This window comes from Cyanobium sp. WKJ7-Wakatipu (assembly GCF_024345355.1).
In the GTDB taxonomy this organism is placed as follows: domain Bacteria; phylum Cyanobacteriota; class Cyanobacteriia; order PCC-6307; family Cyanobiaceae; genus Cyanobium_A; species Cyanobium_A usitatum.
Genome location: NZ_JAGQAY010000019.1, coordinates 23,536 through 45,498, shown reverse-complemented (window position 1 = coordinate 45,498; position 21,963 = coordinate 23,536). Strand labels below are relative to the sequence as shown.

Below are 21,963 nucleotides of genomic sequence, written 5' to 3'. Positions count from 1 at the left end.
CCGGGCATCGCTGGCAACGGCCTGAGGTCCTGGTTCATGTCCCCACGGCTGCGATCGGATATTCCGCAATCACAGGAGCTCAATCACCGCTTCCTGGCCTCACCGCAACTTGCGACACGCTCCTAGCGCTGCGGGGCGGACAGGGGGCATTAAGCGGGGTGCTAGGGGGTCGCGCAATAATTATTAGTGAGGAACCTCGCCGCTGTCTGCCGCCGAGTCACACGAAGTCGTGTGGCGGCTGAACTATGAGCCAGTCACGATTGGGTGAGGATTTTTCATCGACCTTGTCTATGACAACCCATCCAGCTCCGCCCGCTTCCGGTGTTCGCAAGATTCCGGTTCGGACTGCTCAAGGCACGTTTGATGTTTGGACACGTCGCAGCGGTGCGAGTCCGAACATCAAGTTGTTGCTGCTCCATGGCGGGCCTGGCTGCACCCACGAGTATTTCGAGGTGTTTGACAGCTTTCTGCCCCAGGCGGGAGTCGAGCTCTATTTCTACGATCAGTTGGGTTCGCATCACAGCAGCCAGCCTGATCACGCTGATCTCTGGGAGGTCGAGCGATTTGTCGATGAGGTGGAGCAGGTGCGCCAAGCACTGGCTCTCGATGGCAGCAATTTTTTCTTGCTCGGTCACTCCTGGGGCGGGATTCTGGCGATTGAGTATGCGCTGCGCCACCAGCAATATCTGAAGGGATTGATAATCTCCAACATGGTTTGGAGTGTGCCCGAGTATAATCGTTATGCTGAAGAGAATTTTCTACGTCAACTGCCGGCGGGCGTTCTGGCTGAGCTCCAGGCCATCGAAGCTGCCGAAGATTACGACAACCCACGCTACATGGAGTTGTTGATTTCGCACCACTACGAGCACCATGTGTTGCGACGGCCCTATGCGCAATGGCCCGATTCGGTTCTGCGTGCATTTGAGCACCTCAATCCGAAGGTTTACATCCCCATGCAGGGCCCCAGTGAGCTGGGCGCGCGTGGCAAGTTGGCCCAGTGGGATCGCAGGGCTGACTTATCACGGATTCAGGTTCCCACTCTCACCATTGGTGCCGCCCACGACACCATGGATCCCCAGCAGATGGCGGCTATGGCCAAGGCTCTACCGCTGGGTTCCCATCTCCACTGCCCAAATGGAAGCCATATGGCAATGGTTGATGACCAAGTGGTTTACATCCAGGGTCTGATCGATTTTCTGCGGCGGGTTGATGCCCAAACGATTCGACAGGAGCCCTAATGGTTTGACTAGTGCCTAGCGCAGCTGCTCTCAGCCCATCACCGCCGCCAGCAGCCCCTCGTCGGCCTCCAGGTTGCTGGTAACGCTGCGCCCATCTTCCAGGTCCTCGAGGGCATCAAGCATGCGCAGGCAGGCGCGCAGAGTTTCGGCGTCGCTTAGGGGGCAGGCGGTCTGGGGAATCCAGCGGTGTTCCCAGCCCACAACTGTCCATCCTTGGTGCCGCAGGCCGTCCTGCAGGGCCTCTAGGTCGGCGAAGGTGCCGAACACCTCCAGGCCCCCTTCCTCGAGGGGGGTGTAGCCGAGGGCTGCGGGTCCGCCCTGCTCCTCCAGGGCCAGCAACCCCTCCAGCAGAGTTTCTTCATCGATGGCTTGGCCATCCCCGGCGGCGAGCTGCACCACCGAGCGCTGCTCAAACAGGTAGCCCACACAGCCGGTCTCGCCCAGGTTGCCGCCATGCTTGCCGAAGGCCAGGCGCACCTCGGCGGCAGTGCGGTTGCGGTTGTCGGTGAAGGCCTCCACCAGCACCGCCACGCCGCCGGGGCCGTAGCCCTCGTAGCGCACCGCCTCGAAGGTTTCGCCAGCGCCACCGCCTTGCCCTGAACCCTTGGCGATGGCTCGCTCGATGTTGGCGTTGGGAACGCCTGCGGCTTTGGCCTTCTCGATGGCGGTGCGCAGCTGGAAGTTGCCGGCGGGGTCGGCCCCGCTTCGGGCCGCCACCAGGATCTCCCTGCCAAGCCGGGTGAACACGGCGCCGCGTTTGGAATCCACAACGGCCTTGCTGCGTTTTATCTGGGCCCACTTGCTGTGGCCGGCCATCGGGGTGCGGGGGGAGAGGAGCGAGGGGCTAGCCGGTTGCGTTGAAAACCAGCTTGGGCTGCAAGAGGCCGCCTTCACTGGTGCGAGCCATGCCGGCCAGGTTGCCATCCGGCCCCAGCACCGCCACCGGCGCTCCTTCCTCCAGCGACAACCCATGGTCAAGGGCGCGGCCGCAGCGCCAGCCTTCAAGCTCAGCATCGAGCAGCTGCCGTTGCGGTAGGTGCCCCAGGGCTGCCAGTGGATTCAGCAGGGCGGGCAATGGCGCCTGATCGAGGGCTTCCAATGGCACGGCCTGTTCGAGGCCAAAGCCAAGAGCCTCGGTGCGGCGCAGCCGCGCCAGGGCACCACCGCATCCCAGCGCCTCGCCAAGGTCGCGGGCTAGAGCGCGGATGTAGGTGCCGGCCGAGCAGCGCACCAGCAGCTCCAGTCTGGCGGTTGCGGCATCCCAGCCCAGCAGCTCCAGCCGCTGGATCGTCACCGGTCGGGCGGCCAGGTTTAGCTGCTCTCCCAGACGCACCCGGGCGTAGGCCCGCTGCCCCTCCACGTGCACGGCAGACACCTGGGGCGGCACCTGGTCGATCCTGCCACGAAAGGCTGCCAGGGCCGCCTCCAGATCCGACGCCACCAAAGCGGGCACGGCAAAGCGGGCCAGTACCTCTCCCTCCAGGTCGTCGCTGACGGTGCTCACTCCCAGTTGGACGACGCCTTGATAGGTCTTGTCGCCCTCGAGGTAGGGCAGTAGCCGGGTGGCGGGCCCTAGGGCGATTGGCAGCACCCCGGTGACTGCTGGATCCAGGGTGCCGCCATGGCCCACCCGCTTGAGCTTGTAGGCGCGCCGCACCCGGGCGACACAGGCGTGGGAGGTGAGTCCCGCCGCCTTGTCGAGCACCAGAAAGCCGCAGGGCTGGTCAGCCATGGATCGGAGCGTCACCCTTGCAGCGTCCCATGTTCAGCGCCAATGACCCTGCAGCAGCGCCGCGACCTGGCGTTTCTGGTGCTGGCTGGGATCTTCCTGGGCACCATGGGCATGCTCAACATCCTTGGCCTCACCCGCTTTCTGCAGTTGGGCACGATTGGCTCCTGGCCGATCGTGGTGGCGGTGGGGGCCCTGCCCTATCCGATCACCTTTCTCTGCACCGACCTGATCAGTGAGCTGTGGGGCGAGCAGAAGGCCTCCCAGCTGGTGTGGGTGGGTCTGCTGTTAAACGGCTGGATTGTGCTGATCCTTTGGCTTGGCGGCATCCTGCCGGGGCTGGCAGGCGCGCCCGATGCCACCTTTTTTGAGGTGCGCCGGCTCGCCTTCGGCGCGGTTGGCGCCTCGATGGTGGCTTACCTGGCGGCCCAGTTCACCGACGTGCGCCTATTCCATTTCTGGAAGCGCCTCAGTGGGGGCAAGGCCCTATGGCTGCGCAACAACGGCTCCACCCTGGTTAGCCAGCTGGTGGATACCAGCGCCGTGGTGTTGATCAGTCACTACGCCAGCCATGTGCTGCCGGTGCGCCCCGGCGAGCCAGTGGTACCCCAGCTGGCCTCCTTCATCGCCAGTGGCTACCTGTTCAAACTTGTGGCAGCCCTGTCCGACACCCTGCCCTTCTATGGCCTGGTGGCCTGGCTGCGGCGCTGGTTAGAGGTGCCGGGAGAAGGGGCTGAACTAGTGGAAGAGGCCCGTATCGGGGCTGGCTCCTAGGTTGACGCTCATCTAAAGGGCATGGCAAGGCATGGGCGCGGCAGGGGAGCTGGAGTTGGGGGTGGAGCGGTTCTTGGCTGATGGCTTCGCCCTGCGCCCCCAGTTGGCCAGCTTCCTCGACATTTCTCCCGAGGAGCTGGAGCGCCGCCTGCCCAGCAGCACCGACGACCTGGCCGCCCTGCACCCCGGGGCCTTTGATCCAGACCAGGCGGGTCGCTTTTATGAAGACACTGTTGGCACCGGCCATCTGCTGGAGTTGGCGGCCTGGCACTTAGGCAGCGCCGACTACATCGCTGACACCCTGCGGCTGCAGCAGCGCTTTGCCCGCGGTCAGGTGCTCGACTTCGGCGGCGGCATCGGCAGCCATGCCCTGGCCGCGGCGGCTCTTCCCGAGGTGGAGCGGGTGTGGTTTGTGGATCTCAATCCCCACAATCGCGCCTTTGTGCAGGCTCGCGCTGCCGAGCTGGGCTTGGGCGCCAAGTTGAGCTGCTATCGGGATATGGCTGATCCGGCCCTGCCCGGGCGCTTCGACACGATCGTTTGCATGGATGTGCTGGAGCATCTGAGCGATCCTGCCGCCCAGCTGGCCCTGTTTGCCGAGCGCCTCGCCCCAGCTGGCATCGCCCTACTCAACTGGTATTTCTTCAAGGGATTTCAGGGCGAATACCCCTTTCACTTCGATGCCCCAGAGCTGGTTGAGGCTTTTTTTCGCACGCTGCAGAGCCGCTTTCTCGAGGTGTTTCACCCCTACCTGATCACGACCCGGGCCTACCGATTGGCCTGAAGGGCAGGTAGCCCGGGGCATAAAAAAGCCGGCGGAGATCCGCCGGCAGTAAGGAATCGCTTTAAGAGCTTGGGGCCAATTCAGCCGATGGCAACGTTGATGCGCTTGCGGTTGCGCAGGCCGCGCTTGATGCTCTCGAAGTTGACTACGCCATCCACCAAGGCGAACAGGGTGTCGTCGGAGCCGCGGCCAACATTGAGCCCGGGCAGCACAGAGGTGCCGCGCTGGCGAATCAGGATGGAGCCGGCGCACACGGTTTCACCGCCGTAGCGCTTGACGCCGAGGCGCTTGGAGTTGGAATCGCGGCCGTTGCGCGTGGAGCCTGTGCCTTTCTTGTGGGCCATGGATCGGGGGTATCAGCGAGTGGAAGTGGAAATTGGAGAGGGAGCGGTAAAAAAAGCTCAGGACAGAACCTTGCCACCTACGGAAATCGATTCGACCATCACGCGGGTCAACTCCTGACGGTGACCGTTCTTGCGCCTGGTCTTTTTCTTAGGACGCATCTTGTAAATGATGATCTTGGGCCCGCGGCGATGGGCCATCACCTTGAGCTCAACGCTGGCTCCTTTGACGTAAGGCTGGCCCAGGGTCGTGGTTTTGCCGTCGTTGACCAGCAACACGTTGTCGATGGTCAAGGTGCCGTCGACATCGATGCCAAGGCGGTCGAGGTCGTAGTAGCGGTTCGGCTGCAGCCAGAATTGTTGGCCTGATGCCTCAACAATGGCGTAGGCGCCACTGGTTGGGGGGTCTTGGGGAGCGGCCGGTTCGGCGCTGCTCTTGGCTGCGGATTCGGTGGTAGGGCTCATGGCGGCAGGAGCGTGGCCAGGCTGACGCAGCACTTTTGAAGCCAGGGTTTTCAATAAACCCTGAGCTAAAAATGGCTTAACGTCATTCGGCCTGGCGCACAATCGAAAAACAAACGATAATCCTCTCGTCTGGCCCTTCCTTTCGTCAACATTCAGGGGCCTTTCCCGCGGGTTGCCCCGCTGCCAAAGCGGTCCATGCCCGAATCGGCTCTCACCATTGCTGCTCTGATCCGAGATCCCAGCCTGCAGCAGGCCTGCTCCCGCTGGCTGGTCGGGGGGCGTTGCCGCATGGTCTGGGTGGATCCCTCCACCAACCCCCTAGTGGAGCTGGACCAGCGACGGGAGGAATTCGACGCCGTGCTGCTGGAGCAGGGGGGCCTCAGTCCAGAGGACTGCCGCGCCTTTGGGGATCTGGGACTGCTGATGCCGGCGGTGGTGATCGGGGGCGTGGGAGGGAAGATTGAGCTCCATGAAGCGGAGGTGCACCTGCCCCCTGATCAGCTTGAGCAGCTCAGCTACAGCCTGGATGCGGCTGTCTCCCGCTATTTGCGTGAAGGCCTGGCCGGCTCCGAGAGCTCCCCTGCTGGCCAGAGCACCGAAACCCCCGATCGCTGGAAGCTGGCCAACCGGTTGAAGGGCCGCGTCGGCTTTGTGGGGGTTTTTTACAAGCGTGATCCAGCCCGCTTTCTACGTAACCTGAGCGAGCGGGAGCGCGAAGATCTGATCCATTCCCTAGAGCGCACCTATCGAGACCTGCTACTCAGTTATTTCCGGGATCCGGCGGCGGCAAACCAGGCCTTGGAAAGTTTCGTCAATACGGCTTTTTTCAGTGATTTACCCATTACTAAAACTGTTGAGATTCACATGAATCTCATTGATGGCTTCTCCAAGCAGCTCAAGCTGGAAGGGCACAAGAACGATTTCCTCCAGGATTATCGGCTGGCCCTGCTCGATGTGATGGCCCATCTCTGCGAGATGTACCGCCGCTCCATTCCACCCGATGCGCCTTTGACTGGTTTGCCCGTCAAGGCGTCCGGCCAGCCCAGGACGGCTTGAACCAGGAGGTTTCTTAACCATGACTCCACGCAAGACCTACATCCTCAAGCTCTACGTGGCGGGCAATACGCCCAACTCGATGCGTGCCTTGAAAACACTGCGGAATATTCTGGAAACGGAATTCCGTGGCGTATATGCCCTCAAGGTGATTGATGTCTTGAAAAATCCTCAGCTGGCTGAGGAGGACAAGATTCTCGCAACCCCCACCTTGGCCAAGATCTTGCCGCCACCTGTTCGCCGCATCATCGGCGATCTCTCCGATCGGGAGCGGGTGCTGATCGGGCTTGATTTGCTCTACGAAGAGCTCAGTGAGGAGGTTTTGGAAGAGGAACTATGCGAAACCGACGGCATGGCAAATCCGTCGGTTTCGGTTCCTACAGATCCTCTCCCTTCTCTTGAGCCGCTGCCCTGAGTAGTTTTACTTAAGAACCTTTCCCTCGATGCAGGAACCAAGCCCCACTAGCAACCCCCTGATGCAGGTGCAGAAGCTCCCGACTGGGATCGAGGGCTTCGATGACGTGTGCCATGGCGGTTTGCCCATCGGCCGCTCCACCCTGATCAGTGGTACCTCAGGCACCGGCAAGACGGTGTTTTCTCTTAATTTCCTATACAACGGCATTCGTCAGTACAACGAGCCAGGAATCTTCGTAACCTTTGAAGAGTCGCCCCTGGATATTCTGCGTAATGCGGCAAGTTTTGGTTGGGATCTGCAAGAGATGGTGGAGCAAGACAAGCTGTTTATTCTTGACGCCTCGCCGGATCCGGAAGGCCAGGATGTGGCGGGGAGTTTTGATCTTTCCGGTTTGATTGAGCGGATTAATTATGCAATTCGCAAGTACAAAGCTCGTCGGGTGGCGATTGATTCGATTACGGCTGTATTTCAGCAATACGACGCGGTTTCTGTGGTGCGTCGGGAGATATTCCGCCTTATTGCCAGGTTGAAGGAAATTGGTGTCACCACGCTGATGACCACCGAAAGGATCGATGAATACGGTCCGATTGCTCGCTACGGGGTTGAAGAATTTGTTTCCGACAACGTAGTGATTCTCCGCAACGTGCTGGAGGGGGAGCGGCGGCGCCGCACCGCGGAGATTCTCAAGCTGCGCGGCACCACCCACATGAAGGGCGAGTTCCCTTTCACGATGGGTAGCCACGGCATCAGCGTTTTCCCGCTGGGAGCCATGCGCCTCACCCAGCGATCCTCAAATGTGCGGCTCAGCTCCGGCGTTCCCAGGCTCGACGAGATGTGCGGCGGAGGCTTCTTCAAGGATTCGATCATCTTGGCCACCGGTGCCACGGGTACGGGTAAAACCCTTCTGGTATCCAAATTTGTCGAGGATGCTTGTCGCTCTAAGGAGAGAGCAATTCTGTTCGCTTACGAGGAGTCCCGTGCCCAGCTGCTTCGCAATGCCACCAGTTGGGGTATCGATTTTGAGCAGATGGAGCAGGACGGCCTCCTTAAGATCATTTGCGCCTATCCCGAGTCCACGGGTTTGGAAGATCACCTCCAAATCATCAAAACCGAAATAGGCGAGTTCAAGCCATCGCGGATGGCGATCGATTCCCTAAGTGCCCTAGCCAGGGGCGTGAGCCACAACGCCTTTCGGCAGTTTGTGATTGGCGTTACTGGTTATGCCAAGCAGGAGGAGATTGCCGGCTTCTTTACGAACACCTCCGAGGAGTTCATGGGTAGCCATTCGATCACCGACTCCCATATCTCCACAATCACCGACACGATCCTGCTGCTCCAATACGTGGAGATCCGCGGTGAGATGGCCCGTGCCTTGAATGTGTTCAAAATGCGCGGCTCCTGGCACGACAAGGGCATCCGTGAATTCGTGATCACCAGCAATGGCCCTGAGATCAAGGATTCCTTTTCCAACTTCGAGCGCATCATCTCCGGGGTGCCCCACCGGATCACTACCGACGAGCGCAGCGAGCTCTCCCGTATCGCCCGCAGCGTTGCCGACGACGAGATTTAAATCTCGGCCTGGTCGTAGCGGCGTCGCTCGGCCAGTAACCGCAGTTCGTCCGTGTCGGAATTCTCTAGGGGTAGGTCAAACCAGAAGGTGCTGCCCACCCCTAGGGCGCTGGCCATGCGCACCTGGGTGCCGTGTTTTTCGAGGTTGCCACGCACAATCGATAGGCCCAGGCCCGTGCCAGCTTCGGTGTGCACCGCGTTTTCAACTCGATAGAAGCGATCAAAAATGCACTCCTGGTCTGCATCCGAGATGCCGCAGCCGCTGTCGGCGATTTCGATTCGAATCCGGGGTAGGGGCGAGGTGAGATCGCAGCTGGGGCTGTCGCTGCTGGGTTCGTTGCCCGGAGTTAGCACGCAGAGATCGGGCCAGGGGTAGGCCCGTAATTGCAGCCGCCCACCCTTGGGGGTGAACTTGAGGGCATTGCCCACCAGGTTGTCGAACACCTGCAGCAGCAGGTCCCAGTTGCCCAGGATGCGGGGCAACTGGGGATCGGCTTCAAAGGCCAGGGAGACGCCCTTTTCATCGGCATTGAGGCGGTAGGTGCGCAGGATCTGCTCGATGGCTGGGGCCAGCTCCAGCGGTTCTAGGTTCCACTCCCGCTCCGACTCCAGCCGGGATAGGTCGAGTACGTCGTTGACAAGTCTGGTGAGCCGGTCGGCTTCGGCGTTGGCGATCCCCAGAAATTCGCGCTTTTCCTCTTCGCTGAGCTGGTCGCCTAGGTCGTGGAGGGTTTCCACGTAGCTCTTGATGTTGCACAGCGGCGTGCGCAGCTCGTGGGAGACATTGCTGATGAAGCGGCTCTGGGCGGCATTGAGCTCCACCTCGCGGGTTAGGTCTTGGATGGTCATGGCGATGCCCTTGAGGCTTTCGCCGCTGGCGTCACTTACCGACTGCAAAACGATGCGCAGGGTGCGGATCGGTTCGCCAAAACTGCAACGCACATCGGCGCTGTCTCGGTCGCGGCAGGTCACGCTGTCGAGGGCTGGCTGCACCTCCATCGCCAGCCTTTCCGGCAGCTCGGCAATCAGGTCGTTGCCCTCGAGGTTGCGGCCCTCCCAGCGGAACAGCCGACGGGAGGTGGGGTTGGCCAGCACAATTGCGCCCTCGGCATCCAGCAGCACCGCCCCATCGGCCATCTTGGCGATCAGGGACTGCTGCTTCACCTGGGCGGCGGTGAGCTCCTCGATGTTTGCAGCCTTGTAGTCCTCCAGCTGGGAGGCCATGGTGTTGAAGCCGTCGAGCAGCTCCCCTAATTCCCCGCCTACCGGTAGGGCCAGCCGGGTTTCGAAGTTGCCGCCAGCGATCGAGCGCACCCCCTGCAGCAGCTCTTTCACAGGGCGCGTGATGGTGAGGGCATTGAAAACTGCCCCCAAAATCACCAGCACCCAGATTGAGATGAATACGGCCACTGTCACCTCCCGGGTGAGGGCGGCACTGGTGAGCAGGGTTTCGTTTGGATTGATACCCAGGGCCAGCACGCCGAGATAGCGGCCGTCACTCACCATCGGCACAAACACATCGGTCACCTGGCCGCCTGGGCTTAGGTGCTGGCGGATCAGGGGCGTGTCAGGCCGTTTCTGTAGGTCTGCGGGCAATTCGAGGCGGCGGCTGAGCAGCAGCTCGCTGCTGCCAGAGCTGGCACCGATCGGAATGCCTAGGTAGATCACCCCTTCTGGATCGGCGAAAAAGATGTAGCGAAGACTGCGGCTGGAGCGCCAGAAACGATCTGCTACTGCCGCCAGCTCCCGGTCGTTGCCCTCAGCCACCAGGGGCGTGATGTTGGCCGAGAGCAGCAGGCCTAGGTCTCGGGCGTAGCGGGTATCGCTCAGCTGGGCATCTCGCTGGATGCCGTTGAGGGCCAAAAAGGTGATGCCCGTCATCAGCAGGCTCACCACCAGGGTGGCCACAGCCAGCAGCTTGGTCTGCAGGCTGAATTCCGCCCACCAGCGGCCCATGGCCTGGCGCCAGCTCATCGGCTGCGCACCTGATGGCCGATGTCGCGGCGGAAGCTCATGCCCTCAAAGTGCACTTGGGCTAGCCCGGCGTAGGCCCGCTCGAAGGCGGTATCAAAGTCTTCGGCCTGGGCCACCACCGCCAGCACCCGGCCGCCGCTGGTTAGGCAGCGGCCGTGGTCATCACGGCGGGTGCCGGCATGGAACAGCTGCAACTGGTCGGTGGGCTGCAGGGCGCTTGCGATGGGGTCGCCGCGGCGCAGCTCACCTGGGTAGCCCTGCGCAGCGGCGATAACGCAGGCACTGCAGCCGGGATGGATGGTGAGGGCTGGTGCTTGGTCGAGGTTGCCGTTGGCGCAGGCCAACAGAATTTGGGCTAGCTCCGGCCCCAGCAAGGGCATCAGGGTTTCGCACTCCGGATCGCCGAAGCGGCAATTGAATTCGATCACGCTCGGTCCGGCTGCGGTGAGCATCAAGCCGGCGTAGATCACGCCGCGGTAGTCGATGCCTCGAGCTCTCAGGGCGGCCACGGTGGGCTCAAGCACCCGCTGGCGCACCTCTTCTAGGCCGGCCGCATCCAATAGGGGAGCCGGGGCGTAGGCGCCCATGCCGCCGGTGTTGGCGCCGGTGTCGCCCTCGCCGATGCGCTTGTGATCTTGGGCAGTGGGCAGGAGCACCATGCGCTGGCCATCGCAGAGGGCGAATACGGACACTTCGGGACCAACGGTGCGCTCCTCCAGCACCAGGGAGACGCTTGTCAATTCGGCGCCAGCATCCTTGGGCTCTGCGCTGAAGCGGCCAGCAAAAATTTCCTCGATGGCGGCGCGTGCTTCCTCAACGCTTTCGGCCACCGTGACGCCTTTGCCGGCGGCCAGGCCATCTGCCTTCACCACCAGGGGGCGCCCCTGGGCCGTCAAGATTTGCAGAGCTTGTTCGCGGCTGTTTGCAGCCCAGTAGCCGGCGGTGGGAATGCCGGCCTCCTGCATCAGCGCCTTAGCCCACTGCTTACTTGCCTCCAGCTGCGCCCCATCGGCCCCCGGGCCGAAGCAGGGGAATCCCGCGGCGCGCAAGCTGTCCGCCAGGCCGGCAGCCAGGGGGGCTTCTGGACCCACCACCACCAGTTCAATTGCTAGGTCGCGGCAGGCGGCCTCTAGCGCGTCGTGGTCGGATTCGGCGATGGCCAGTTGCTGGCAGCCCGGTAGGTCGCAGCTGCCCCCATTGCCAGGGGTAATCCAGACCGCCTCAACCCCTGGCGAGCGGGCCAGGGCCCAGCCCAGCGCGTTCTCGCGGCCACCCGCGCCGATCACCAGGATCCGCGCGGGTGTTGGACAGGAGGCAGGGGGCATGGGCCGGATGCGAGGTGGGGAGTGAGCGAAAACTCTTCTAAGTTGAAACGTGCTGCGGGGGGCTGCCAGGCCCTGTTTCTAGACATGCCGGCAATACCAGCGCCATTCTCGCCCCGGGCCCGGCTGTTCCCAATTTTTGGGGCTGCGCTGGTGGGCCTTATGGCCGCCGCGCCTGCCGCAGAAGCGCAAGCCAAGACCAGGGCCGCCAGCTCGGATCCAGCCCTGATTGCCCTGCTGCGCGATGGAGATCTCAATGCCCTCGACGCCGCCTGCGTCAGTGCCGTGCGGCGCAGCGATGGGCCGCTGTTGCGCCAGCTGCAACAGCGGCTGCTCACGATCCACCCAGCGCCCCAGCCTCTTGTGGTGGTGCTGGCTAATGCCCACAGCCTGTTGAGCTGCCAGGCACCTGACGGGGCCCTGCAGGTGCTGGCACGGGTGGGGCCGGCACCGGGCGCTGAGCGGACCCAGTGGCTGGTGCTGCAGTGGCGCGCTGCCCAGGCGGGACTGCACCACCAGCTGGCGGCCGATGCCCTCGAGCGGCTTGCGGCTGGAAACCTTGGGCAGCTGGCGTTGCTGGAGTTGCCGGCGGGTCAGCGTCAGGACGGCACCCCGATCAATCGCCCAGCCCTCGATCTGTTGGCGGGCCATCTGGAAAGCCTGGGTCAACGGCAACGGGCCGCTGAGGTGTTGGTCAGCAGCGCCCAGCCCGGTGCGGCGACGGCGGCCCGGCTGGCTAAGGCGGTGGCGCTTTCCGGAGCACTCCCAGCTCTTGAGCAGGATCGGCTCCTGGAGCTTGCCCTCGAGCAGGCGGCGTCCTCAGGCAGCTGGGGGCTGGTAGCTGAGATCCTCGATCAGCAGCTGGCCCTGGCCGGTAGTACGCCGGAGCAGGTCGCCCGGGCAACGGAGCGGCGCCTGCGCCTTAGTTCCCGTATCGATGATGCCTACGGTGAGTGGATGTTGCAGCGGCGAGATCCTGCTGCCCTGTCCCGGCAGGGTCATCTGGAGCGTCAACTTCGCACTCCCCGCGCCCCTGGTGGCCATGCCGCCGCATCGCAGTCCCCCGATTCCCAGCCATGACGGCCTACAACCTCGGTTCCCTGCTTTACGAAGGCAAGGCCAAACGGGTATTCGCCACAGATCAGCCCGACTTGGTAGCGGTCGAATACAAAGACGATGCCACCGCGTTCAATGCCCTCAAAAAGGCCCAACTGGCAGGGAAGGGAGAGTTGAACTGCCGAATTTCGGCTTTGCTTTTTGAGCATCTCGCCGCACGGGGCATCCCCACCCACTACCTCGGGGTGGAAGGCAGCCGCTGGATGCTGGCCCGTCCAGTGCGGGTGATCCCGATTGAAGTGGTGATCCGCAACGTGGCTGCGGGCTCGCTTTGCAAGCAGATGCCCATCGCGCCAGGCACGCCGCTGGAGCCACCCTTGCTTGATCTCTATTACAAAGACGATGGCTTCGGAGATCCCCTGCTAACAGAGGCCCGCCTTGAGCATTTGGGCTTGGTTACCCCCGAGCAGCGCCGCCAGTTGGAAGAGCTGGCCCGTCAGGTGAACCGGGAATTGCTGGCCCTGTTTGATTCAGTCGGCCTGCAGCTGGTCGATTTCAAGATCGAATTGGGGCATACGGCCAGTGGTGAATTGGTGGTTGCTGACGAGATCAGCCCTGATACATGCCGTCTTTGGGATAGGGAGGTAATGGATTCTCAGGACCGGATTTTGGACAAGGATCGATTCCGACAGGATTTAGGCGGCGTTGTCGAGGCCTACGGGGAGGTCCTCAAACGGGTCCAAGGGGCCTGTCCTCCACCCAGGGTCTACCGGTAAGGTCAGCCCAATTTGCGGCCTGTCCGCTCCGCTACCCCTTCCCCATGGCTGGTTTGCTGAGTTTGAAGGATGTTTGGCCCCTGATGGGCGCCGCCCTCCTCTCGGCGACCCCGGCCCTGGCCCAACCCGCATCACAGCAGGTGGACAATCCTTTAGCGGAGCCTGCCACCCAGGCGCCTGCCAGCCAGGCGCCTGAGCCCGCCCAGCCGATCCCCCAGACACCATTCCCGACTCAGGCCGCTCCGGTAGCCGAGCCTGCTGCCAAAGCTGAACCCAAGGTTTTGATCGCGGAGGTGGCGATCGAAGGCCTTCAAGACCACCCCGAACGGGAACGGCTGGAGCTGGCTGCCTATGCCGCGATGGCGGCCACCCCAGGCTCGCGGGTAACCCGCAACGAGCTCCAGACCGACCTTTCAGCGATCTACGCCAGCGGCTGGTTTACCGATGTGCGTATCCAGCCCGTAGATGGTCCGCTGGGCGTGCGGCTGGTGGTGGTGGTGGTGGCCAACCCGGTGTTGCAGCAGGTCAAGCTCGATCCAGCCGACCTGAAGTTGCCGGAGCAGGTGGTTAAGGACACCTTCGCCGCTGACTACGGCAAAACCCTCAACCTCAACACCCTGCAGACCCGCATGCAGGAGTTGCAGCGCTGGTACGCAGATCAGGGCTACTCCCTGGCGCGGATCACCGGCCCTAGTCGGGTGAGTCCTGAGGGGGTCGTGGAGCTGCTGGTGCGCCAGGGCACCGTTGAGGGGGTTGAGGTGCAGTTCCTCAACAAGGAAGGCTCCGCTACCGACGACAAAGGCGAGCCAATTCGGGGCAAGACCAAGCCCTGGGTCGTGACCCGCGAGGTGTCCCTGCGCCCTGGACAGGTGTTCAACCGGCGCGAGCTGGAGGAGGACATCAAGCGCATCTATGGCACGGGCCTTTTCAGTGATGTGAAAGTGACTCTCAAGCCGGTGCCGGCCGAGCCTGGCAAGGTGGTGATTGTGCTTGGCATTGTTGAGCAGTCCAGCGGTTCTTTGTCAGGCGGCCTGGGCTACAGCCAGAGCCAGGGTGTGTTTGGCCAGATCCAGTTGCAGGACAGCAACCTGCTAGGCCGCGCTTGGGACCTCGGCACCAACATCTCCTACGGCCAGTACGGCGGCCTCGGCGATATCACCTTTACAGATCCTTGGATCAAGGACAACAAATACCGAACTTCCTTCCGGGCTCGCCTCTTCTTCAGTCGGGAAGTGCCCCAGTTGTTCCAGAACGAGAACAATTCCTTCACTTATGAGTTGCAGAATTTTGATGGAGCCGACTTTGACGTAGTCACAAGTCGAACTGTCAATAACAATGGCACCGAAACTGTAACCACAAATTTTGATACTGTTGCGATTCAGCGTATCGGCGCCAATGTTCAGTTTGTGCGACCCCTAAATGGTGGCAACCCTTATAAGAAAGCTCCCTGGAACCTGATTCTCTCGTTTGGCGGGCAAGAAGTTACGCCGATGGATTTTTCCGGTAGCAAATATTCCTATGGGGTAGTTGGTGCAACGACATCTCCCGATACTGTTCCGAGTAATCAGGTCATTTGCCTAGCCTATAATTGTGCTTCTGAAAACCAGTTGGTGAGTTTTCGGGTCGGGGCTACTTACAGCACTCTTAATGACCCACGTAATCCCACTAAGGGGAACTTTCTGAGTATCGGCACGGAGCAATTTATTTCGGTAGGCGAGAATTCACCTACCTTCAACCGCGTTCGCGGCAGTTTCACCCACTACATACCTGTGGAGTGGTTGAAGATCTTCAAGGGCTGCCGGCCTAAGCCCGGTGAGACCAAAGACTGCAAGCAGGCACTGGCTTTCCAGGTTTCGGCTGGATCCTTGGTGGGCAGTGATATTCCGCCCTATGAGGCTTTCTGTCTGGGTGGCGGCAATTCCGTACGCGGTTATTACGATTGCGATTTGGGAGTTGGCAAAAGTTTTGCTGAAGCCACGATTGAATATCGCTTTCCTATTTTTAGCATCATTAGTGGTGAAATCTTTTTTGATGCTGGCACCACTTTCGGGAGCCAGGCAGACATCCCTGGTAACCCTGGTGGTCTGCTTGGTAAGAAAGGTGAGGGTTATTCGCCTGGAGTTGGTTTAATCGTGACAACGCCAGTGGGGCCCCTGCGCCTTGAAGTTGCCACCCAGGATTTCTCCAGTGATTGGCGCTTCAACTTGGGTGTGGGCTGGAAGTTCTAGTGGCGCAATGGCCAAGTGACTATTCCGGTGCCTGGACTCTGAGCCAGTCGGCGCAACGGGAGGGTGTGGGCTTGCACAGCGGCCAGCAGGCCCAAGTGCGCTTACAGCCATCACGGCGCCCGGGCTACTGGGTGGGATGGCTGGATGCACCGGAGCTCCCCTTGATTCGTTTGGCGCCGGATTACGTAAGCGAAACTCAGCTTTGTACGGCTTTGCGGCTAGACCAACGCCGTTTAGCCACGGTTGAGCATCTGCTGGCTGCCCTGGCTGGCACCGGTGTTACCCAAGCTGAAATCCTCGTGAGCGGCGAGGAGATTCCCTTACTGGATGGATCGGCCCTGCCCTGGGTGGAGGCGCTAGATGAGGCGGGGCTGGAAGCTCTGCCCTATGCATCGGCGCCTCTGGAGCTTGAGTTGCCGCTCACTGTTAGAAGTGGCGTCAGTTTTGCCACGGCCCTGCCCCACTCCGGCTTGCGGGTAGGTGCGGCAATTGAATTCGCCGATGCGGCCATTGGCCGCCAGCTGTTTTCACTTGATTTGTCACCGAGCACTTTTGTTGAGCAGATCGCACCGGCACGCACCTTTGGATTGCGCTCTCAGGTGGACCAGCTGCTGGCAGCCGGTCTGATCCGGGGCGGCTGCCTTGAAAACGCCCTGGTTTGTGACGGCGACAGCTGGTTAAATCCGCCGCTGCGGTTTGTGGAGGAACCGGTGCGCCATAAAATCCTGGACTTGTTGGGAGACTTGGCGCTGATCGGATTGCCTCGAGCCCAGGTTTTCGCCTACCGCGGCTCCCACGGGCTCCACACCTCTTTGGCTGCGGCCTTGGCCGGCCTGGCCAAATCTTCTACCTCCAGTTCTTTCGCCAGTTGATGCCCTTGTCTGACGCCAGCCCACCGCTTTCTGATCCCGCCGCGCCGGCGTCTTTGGATCCCACAGCTGCGGTGATCCTCACCAGCGAGCAGATTCAGGGACTGCTGCCCCACCGCTATCCCTTTGCCCTGGTGGATCGGGTGATTGAGCATGAGCCGGGTAAACGCGCTGTGGCGATCAAGAACGTCACCCTCAATGAACCTCAGTTTCAGGGCCATTTCCCCGGTCGCCCCCTGATGCCGGGAGTGTTGATCGTTGAGGCCATGGCCCAGGTGGGCGGGTTGATCGTTACCCAGATGCCCGATCTGCCCAAGGGCTTATTTGTGTTTGCTGGCATCGATGGGGTGCGGTTTCGTCGTCCGGTGGTCCCTGGCGACCAGCTGGTAATCACCTGTGAGTTGCTGAGCCTCAAGCGCCGCCGTTTCGGCAAGGTCAAGGCAGAAGCCAGCGTGGATGGTCTGCTGGTTTGCTCCGGGGAACTGATGTTCTCGCTGGTGGACTGATGGCAACGACCATCCATCCCACGGCTGTTGTCGATCCCCAAGCTCAGCTGGCTGACGGTGTTGAAGTTGGGCCCTACGCCGTGATCGGCCCCCAGGTAGAGCTTGGTGCCGGCTGCCGCATCGGACCCCATGTGGTTCTCGATGGTCGGGTGCGCATGGGCCGCGATAACCGCATATTTCCCGGGGCCTGCATCGGCCTCGAACCCCAGGATCTGAAATACACGGGGGATCCCACCGAGGTGGTGCTTGGCGACGAGAACACCATCAGGGAGTGTGTCACTATCAACCGGGCCACCACTGGCCACCAGCAAACACGGCTTGGTAGCGGCAATTTGCTGATGGCCTATTGCCACCTGGGCCACAACTGCGACTTAGGCGACCGGATCGTGATCGCCAATGGGGTGGCCGTGGCCGGCCATGTGGTTATCGGCGATCGGGCTGTGATCGGCGGTGTACTTGGTATTCATCAGTTTGTGCATATAGGAACCCTGGCCATGGTGGGGGGTATGAGCCGTATCGAGCGAGATGTACCGCCGTTCACCTTGGTGGAGGGCCATCCCTCCCGTGTCAGGGCCCTCAACAAGATCGGCCTGCGGCGCAGCGGCCTATTCGATCAGGACGGCGGCCAACAATTCGAGCAGCTCAAACAGGCCTGGACCCTGCTTTATCGCAGTGGCATCACCCTGGCTGAAGCCCTAACCCAGTTGCGCTCCCAGCCCCTAGGAGGTGCTGCAGACCAGCTGTGCAGTTTCCTAGAGGCCTCCATTGGCCCCTCCCGCCGCGGGCCGATCCCGGGGACGCGCTGATGCTGCGGTTGCTGGTTAGTACCGGTGAGGTGTCTGGGGATTTGCAGGGATCGCTGTTGGTAAAGGCTTTGCACGAGGAGGCCCGGCGACGCCAGCTCGATCTCGAGATCGTGGCCCTTGGAGGCGAGCGCATGGAGCGCGCCGGTGCGGCACTGCTGGCTAACACCACCCGGATGGGTGCCATCGGCTTGCTGGAGGCGATTCCCTTTGTGTTGCCGACCCTGAGGTTGCAGCGGCGCTTGAAGCATTGGTTTCGCCGCGACCCTCCCGATGGCGTGGTGCTGATCGACTACATGGGCCCCAACGTGAGCTTGGGGCTGCGGCTTAAACGCAGATTTCCCAAGGTGCCTGTCACTTACTACATAGCCCCGCAAGAGTGGGCATTCAAATTCGGCAATGGCGGCCGCTCCAATCTGATCAGCTTCACAAATCAGATCCTGGCGATTTTTCAGGAGGAGGCCCGCTTCTATCGCTGTCGTGGCGCCAATGTCACCTATGTGGGCCATCCCCTGCTGGACACCATCGGTGAAGTGCCAAGCCAGCAGGAGGCCCGCCGTCAGCTTGGGCTGCGCGGTGATGCGCCAGTGCTGCTGCTGATGCCGGCATCGCGGCGCCAAGAGATCCTTTACATGTTGCCCTACATCGTGGCGGCGGCTGCCGAGCTGCAGCGCCAGCTGCCCGAGTTGCAGGTGGTGGTGCCGGCGGGATTGCCAGGTTTCGAGGCCCATCTGGCGCGGCAACTTGGCCAGGCAGGGGTGCGGGCGGAGATCATTGCTGCCGCTGATTCAGACCAGCTCAAGGCCTGCCTCTGCGCTGCTGCCGATTTGGCCCTGGCCAAATCGGGCACGGTGAATCTGGAGCTGGCCCTGCGGGGTGTGCCCCAGGTGGTGGTGTATCGGGTCAGCCGGGCGACAGCCTTTGTGGCCCGTCACATCCTGCGGTTCAGCGTGCCCCACATTTCACCGGTAAACCTGGTGCTAGGAGAGCGGCTGGTGCCGGAGCTGCTGCAGGAGGACCTCACGGCTGCGGCAATCGTGCGCGAGGCCCTACCCCTGCTTGAGCTTGATGCCAGCTCTGGGGCACGCCAAACCATGCTGGATGGATACCGGCGGCTGCGATTGGAACTTGGGGAGCCGGGCGTCACCCAGCGGGCAGCATCCGCCATCTTTGACCAGGTACTGGAAGTTCGATGAATACCCGCCCCCCCTCGCTTGGTGCCCGCCCCCTGGCCTGGCTGCTGAGCCTGCTGTTCCTGCTTTGCGTAGCCGTAGCCCCAGCCCCTGCCATGGCTGCCAATGCGCCTCAGGAAGCGGTGCTTGCGGGCGGTTGCTTCTGGTGTTTGGAACACGACCTTGAAAAGCTCCCAGGGGTGTTGGACGCTCAGAGTGGTTACAGCGGTGGCGCCGGAGCTAACCCCACCTACCGCCAGGTATCGGCTGGGGGCAGCGGCCACCAGGAGGTGGTGCGGGTGCGGTTCGATCCCGCTCGGATCAGCTATGGAGCCCTGCTGCGCTCCTACTGGCGCAACATTGATCCTTTAGATGGTGGCGGCCAGTTTTGCGATCGCGGCAGCTCCTATCGCCCGGTGATTTTCACCAGTGGCTCCGATCAACAAAACCAGGCCCAGGCAAGCCTGCGCTCGGCCGCCGCCGAGCTGGGCCGTCCGGTCGCAGCCCTGAAGGTGCAGATCAAGCCGCTGAATCGCTTCTGGCCTGCGGAGGCCTATCACCAGAACTACGCGGAGCTCAACAGCGTCAAATACAACTACTACCGCTGGGCTTGCGGCCGGGATCGGCGGCTTGATTCGGTGTGGGGCAAGCGCGCTCGCAGTGGAGCGGCCTGGGCTTCTGGCAGCAAGTCCTGACTAGCGCTCCCTGCCGTGGGAGCGTGCCCAGCTGGGTATCGCGGCAATTCCTAGGAAAATCTAAAGAAGCAGGGCTCCTGGTGGTCTCGTAATTGCTGTTATGGAGCGGCTTTCCGCCCTTTCTGGTCAAGCTAGGAGTGCCTAACATTCTGTCAATTACGTGAGCAGTCCTGTATGTATCTGCTGACCATCCGAGACGGTTTGAATACCCGCCATGTTGGGCCCTACCTAAGTCCGAAGCAGGCTGCTGACGACCTTGATCGCCTCTTGCCCCTCTGCGGTGAGAGGGCCCGCTGGCTGATTCATGCCCTGGAGTCGCCCGCGGAGTTGATGGCCAGCCTGGGTGCTGGAGCCGCACGCACGGCAGTTGTGGCTGTCTGAGTCTTAATTGCGTCCGGGATAGCCGCGCAGTAGGCCGCTCTCGATCATCAGCCCCACGCCGGCATTGATCAAGATCAGGCCAAACGTGCCATACCAAAACCAGGGCCCGGGGCTGGCCAGGGTTTCTAATTTGCCTGCGGCGGCAAGCACCTGGATCCCTTTGCGGATCACCGCCTCGCCAAATAGGCAGAGCCCGGCGGGCAGGAGCAGCACGCCGAGTTGGGCCTTCACATACCAGCGGATCTTCTGAACGGCCACGGAGAGCTCAAAGGCGTCAGGGCTCCAAACTTAGGCCGATGCTTCAAGAGGTGCCCCCGAACACACCCAATTCACCAGGGTGCGCACGCCGAAGCCGGTGGCGCCGGCGGGATCCTGGCCGCGGCCCTTGTCACTCCAGACGGTGCCGGCAATATCCAGGTGGGCCCAGGCCAGCTTGGGGGTGACGAAGTCCTGCAGAAACAGGGCGGCGGTGATCGAGCCCCCGGGCCGGGGGCCGGTGTTCTTGAGGTCGGCAAACTGGCTTTTGAGCCCGGCCTTGTAGGAGGCCCTCAGTGGCATGCGCCAGAGGGGTTCATCGCTGGCTTCGCTGGCACCCAGCAGGGCATCGGCCAGGCCGTCGTTGTTGGACCAGAGGCCCGCCATCTCCTCCCCTAGGGCGATCACGCAAGCTCCGGTGAGGGTGGCCAGGTCGACCACCGCATCCGGTTCGAGCTTGCACGCGTACACCAGGGCATCGGCCAGGGTGAGGCGCCCCTCGGCATCGGTGTTGTTGATTTCGATCGTTTTGCCGTTGGAGGCGGTGACGATCGCACCGGGGTGGATGGCCCCGCCACTAATCATGTTTTCGCAGGCCGCCACGATCATGTGCACCTCCACGCCGGCGGGCTTGAGCTCGGCGATGGCACGCATGGCTCCCAGCACCGCCGCGCTGCCGCCCATGTCGTACTTCATCATCTCGATCTGGGAGCCGGCGGTCTTGAGGTTGTAGCCGCCGGAATCGAAGGTGAGGCCCTTGCCCACCAGCACCAGACGCCGCCTAGCCACACCCTCGGGGCGGTAGGTGAGGTGGATGAACTTGGGCGCCAGGTCTGAGCCTTGGGCCACCGCCAGGTAGGAGCCCATACCCAGGGCCTCGCAGTCGCTGCGCTCCAGCACCGTCAGCTCCAGGCCGAAGTCGCGGGAGAGGGCAGCGGCGGTGTCGGCCAGGAGCTGGGGCGTGGCCACGTTGGGCGGAGCGGCCACTAGCTCCCGGGCCAGCTCGACGCCGGCGCAGCTAGCTGCCACTGCCGCCAGGGCGGGAGCGGCGCTTGCTGCCACCCCGATCAGGCTGATCGTCTCAGGCAGGCTCCGGGGCTCGGGCTCCCCCTTGAAGCGCTGGTCGCTGAACAGGGCCAGGCGGCTGGCCTCCGCCATGGCCTGGGCTGCAGCACCTGCTGCCAAGGCCTCGATCGGCATGGCCAGGGCGAGATGGCTTGCTCCAGCGGCGGCAGCGGCTTGGCTGGCGGCGGCACAGGCCCGGCGCAGGCCGGCGAGGTTGAAGTCGGCCGGAGCCCCCAGACCCACCAGGATCAGGGTCTGGGGGCTGGCATCTAGGCGATCGAGGCTGAGACATTCCCCGGGCTTGGCTTTGAAGCGTCGCTGCTCCAGGCGACTCGTCAGCGACTGACCCAGGGCGGCGCTGAGCTGCTCAAGCTGGGGGTGGTCGGGGCGATCTTCGGCAGCGGCGAACAGGCCGACGGCCAGGCAGTCACCATCGAAATCGCCCAGGGCCGCAGGTAGGACGTCGGGGATGCAGCGAAAGTCCATGGATCGG

At 62.3% G+C, this 21,963-nt stretch carries 23 protein-coding genes; 15 read left to right on the top strand and 8 right to left on the bottom strand.

Annotated features, from left to right (window positions below; genetic code table 11):
* The first annotated feature begins 260 nt into the window (after positions 1–260).
* On the top strand, positions 261–1,238 hold the full coding sequence (locus tag KBY83_RS10980) for a proline iminopeptidase-family hydrolase (RefSeq protein ID WP_255019571.1): 978 nt from the start codon (positions 261–263) through the stop codon (positions 1,236–1,238).
* 30 nt (positions 1,239–1,268) lie between these two features.
* Here the strand turns inward: KBY83_RS10980 and KBY83_RS10975 are convergent, their stop codons facing one another.
* A complete protein-coding gene (locus KBY83_RS10975) occupies positions 1,269–2,054 on the bottom strand; it encodes a YebC/PmpR family DNA-binding transcriptional regulator (RefSeq protein ID WP_255019570.1) in 786 nt (261 codons plus the stop codon).
* Between the two features lie 28 nt (positions 2,055–2,082).
* Positions 2,083–2,970, bottom strand: a complete 888-nt coding sequence (gene truB / locus KBY83_RS10970) for a tRNA pseudouridine(55) synthase TruB (RefSeq protein WP_255019569.1) — start codon at positions 2,968–2,970, stop codon at positions 2,083–2,085.
* A gap of 42 nt (positions 2,971–3,012) precedes the next feature.
* On the opposite strand from truB, the gene KBY83_RS10965 reads away from it, so the two are divergent.
* Positions 3,013–3,741 carry a queuosine precursor transporter gene (locus KBY83_RS10965; protein WP_255019568.1) on the top strand — a complete coding sequence of 243 codons (729 nt, stop codon included), beginning with the start codon at positions 3,013–3,015 and terminating at the stop codon, positions 3,739–3,741.
* 31 nt (positions 3,742–3,772) lie between these two features.
* Positions 3,773–4,525, top strand: a complete 753-nt coding sequence (locus tag KBY83_RS10960; protein ID WP_255019567.1) for a bifunctional 2-polyprenyl-6-hydroxyphenol methylase/3-demethylubiquinol 3-O-methyltransferase UbiG — start codon at positions 3,773–3,775, stop codon at positions 4,523–4,525.
* Between the two features lie 80 nt (positions 4,526–4,605).
* Here the strand turns inward: KBY83_RS10960 and rpmA are convergent, their stop codons facing one another.
* The gene (gene rpmA, locus KBY83_RS10955) at positions 4,606–4,869 is read right to left on the bottom strand and encodes a 50S ribosomal protein L27 (RefSeq protein ID WP_255019566.1); all 264 of its coding nucleotides are present in this window, start codon (positions 4,867–4,869) and stop codon (positions 4,606–4,608) included.
* 57 nt (positions 4,870–4,926) lie between these two features.
* Positions 4,927–5,331 (bottom strand): 50S ribosomal protein L21, encoded by a 405-nt coding sequence (rplU, locus tag KBY83_RS10950; RefSeq protein WP_255019565.1) that lies wholly within the window; start codon positions 5,329–5,331, stop codon positions 4,927–4,929.
* A 195-nt stretch (positions 5,332–5,526) separates the two neighbouring features.
* Between rplU and KBY83_RS10945 the strand changes: the two genes are divergently transcribed.
* The 3 genes from KBY83_RS10945 to kaiC are packed head-to-tail and all read left to right on the top strand — an operon-like array spanning position 5,527 to position 8,369.
* Positions 5,527–6,387, top strand: a complete 861-nt coding sequence (locus tag KBY83_RS10945; RefSeq protein WP_255019564.1) for a circadian clock protein KaiA — start codon at positions 5,527–5,529, stop codon at positions 6,385–6,387.
* Positions 6,388–6,406: 19 nt separating this feature from the next.
* Positions 6,407–6,799 (top strand): circadian clock protein KaiB, encoded by a 393-nt coding sequence (gene kaiB / locus KBY83_RS10940; protein WP_254937462.1) that lies wholly within the window; start codon positions 6,407–6,409, stop codon positions 6,797–6,799.
* Positions 6,800–6,827: 28 nt separating this feature from the next.
* Entirely contained in the window at positions 6,828–8,369 is a 1,542-nt protein-coding gene (gene kaiC / locus KBY83_RS10935; protein ID WP_255019563.1) for a circadian clock protein KaiC, read from the top strand.
* On the opposite strand, the gene nblS is transcribed toward kaiC, so the two are convergent.
* Both nblS and purD read right to left on the bottom strand, forming a co-directional pair.
* Positions 8,366–10,342, bottom strand: coding sequence for a two-component system sensor histidine kinase NblS (nblS, locus tag KBY83_RS10930; RefSeq protein ID WP_255019562.1), 1,977 nt, complete (start codon positions 10,340–10,342; stop codon positions 8,366–8,368). The genes kaiC and nblS overlap by 4 nt on opposite strands.
* Positions 10,339–11,667, bottom strand: coding sequence for a phosphoribosylamine--glycine ligase (gene purD / locus KBY83_RS10925; protein WP_255019561.1), 1,329 nt, complete (start codon positions 11,665–11,667; stop codon positions 10,339–10,341). Before purD ends, nblS begins: the two co-directional genes overlap by 4 nt.
* An 84-nt stretch (positions 11,668–11,751) precedes the next feature.
* Here purD and KBY83_RS10920 point away from each other — a divergent pair, with 84 nt between their 5' ends.
* The 9 genes from KBY83_RS10920 to KBY83_RS10880 all read left to right on the top strand — a co-directional run bounded on the left by KBY83_RS10920 (position 11,752) and on the right by KBY83_RS10880 (position 20,150).
* Positions 11,752–12,744: a hypothetical protein gene (locus KBY83_RS10920; RefSeq protein ID WP_255019560.1), complete on the top strand. Its 993-nt coding sequence runs from the start codon at positions 11,752–11,754 to the stop codon at positions 12,742–12,744.
* Entirely contained in the window at positions 12,741–13,496 is a 756-nt protein-coding gene (gene purC / locus KBY83_RS10915) for a phosphoribosylaminoimidazolesuccinocarboxamide synthase (RefSeq protein ID WP_255019559.1), read from the top strand. Before KBY83_RS10920 ends, purC begins: the two co-directional genes overlap by 4 nt.
* A gap of 83 nt (positions 13,497–13,579) precedes the next feature.
* Positions 13,580–15,724, top strand: coding sequence for a BamA/TamA family outer membrane protein (locus KBY83_RS10910; protein ID WP_255019558.1), 2,145 nt, complete (start codon positions 13,580–13,582; stop codon positions 15,722–15,724).
* The gene (lpxC, locus tag KBY83_RS10905; protein ID WP_255019557.1) at positions 15,724–16,596 is read left to right on the top strand and encodes a UDP-3-O-acyl-N-acetylglucosamine deacetylase; all 873 of its coding nucleotides are present in this window, start codon (positions 15,724–15,726) and stop codon (positions 16,594–16,596) included. Before KBY83_RS10910 ends, lpxC begins: the two co-directional genes overlap by 1 nt.
* A complete protein-coding gene (gene fabZ, locus KBY83_RS10900; RefSeq protein ID WP_396093869.1) occupies positions 16,596–17,099 on the top strand; it encodes a 3-hydroxyacyl-ACP dehydratase FabZ in 504 nt (167 codons plus the stop codon). The genes lpxC and fabZ overlap by 1 nt, the downstream gene beginning before the upstream one ends.
* Positions 17,099–17,905 carry an acyl-ACP--UDP-N-acetylglucosamine O-acyltransferase gene (lpxA, locus tag KBY83_RS10895; protein ID WP_255019556.1) on the top strand — a complete coding sequence of 269 codons (807 nt, stop codon included), beginning with the start codon at positions 17,099–17,101 and terminating at the stop codon, positions 17,903–17,905. The genes fabZ and lpxA overlap by 1 nt, the downstream gene beginning before the upstream one ends.
* Positions 17,905–19,098 (top strand): lipid-A-disaccharide synthase, encoded by a 1,194-nt coding sequence (lpxB, locus tag KBY83_RS10890; RefSeq protein ID WP_255019555.1) that lies wholly within the window; start codon positions 17,905–17,907, stop codon positions 19,096–19,098. The genes lpxA and lpxB overlap by 1 nt, the downstream gene beginning before the upstream one ends.
* Positions 19,095–19,769 (top strand): peptide-methionine (S)-S-oxide reductase MsrA, encoded by a 675-nt coding sequence (gene msrA, locus KBY83_RS10885; RefSeq protein WP_255019554.1) that lies wholly within the window; start codon positions 19,095–19,097, stop codon positions 19,767–19,769. Before lpxB ends, msrA begins: the two co-directional genes overlap by 4 nt.
* Positions 19,770–19,943: 174 nt before the next feature.
* Positions 19,944–20,150, top strand: a complete 207-nt coding sequence (locus KBY83_RS10880) for a hypothetical protein (RefSeq protein WP_106502278.1) — start codon at positions 19,944–19,946, stop codon at positions 20,148–20,150.
* Positions 20,151–20,153: 3 nt separating this feature from the next.
* On the opposite strand, the gene KBY83_RS10875 is transcribed toward KBY83_RS10880, so the two are convergent.
* Both KBY83_RS10875 and KBY83_RS10870 read right to left on the bottom strand, forming a co-directional pair.
* The gene (locus KBY83_RS10875; RefSeq protein ID WP_106502277.1) at positions 20,154–20,408 is read right to left on the bottom strand and encodes a hypothetical protein; all 255 of its coding nucleotides are present in this window, start codon (positions 20,406–20,408) and stop codon (positions 20,154–20,156) included.
* 30 nt (positions 20,409–20,438) lie between these two features.
* Entirely contained in the window at positions 20,439–21,956 is a 1,518-nt protein-coding gene (locus KBY83_RS10870) for a leucyl aminopeptidase (RefSeq protein WP_255019553.1), read from the bottom strand.
* Positions 21,957–21,963 lie beyond the last annotated feature (7 nt).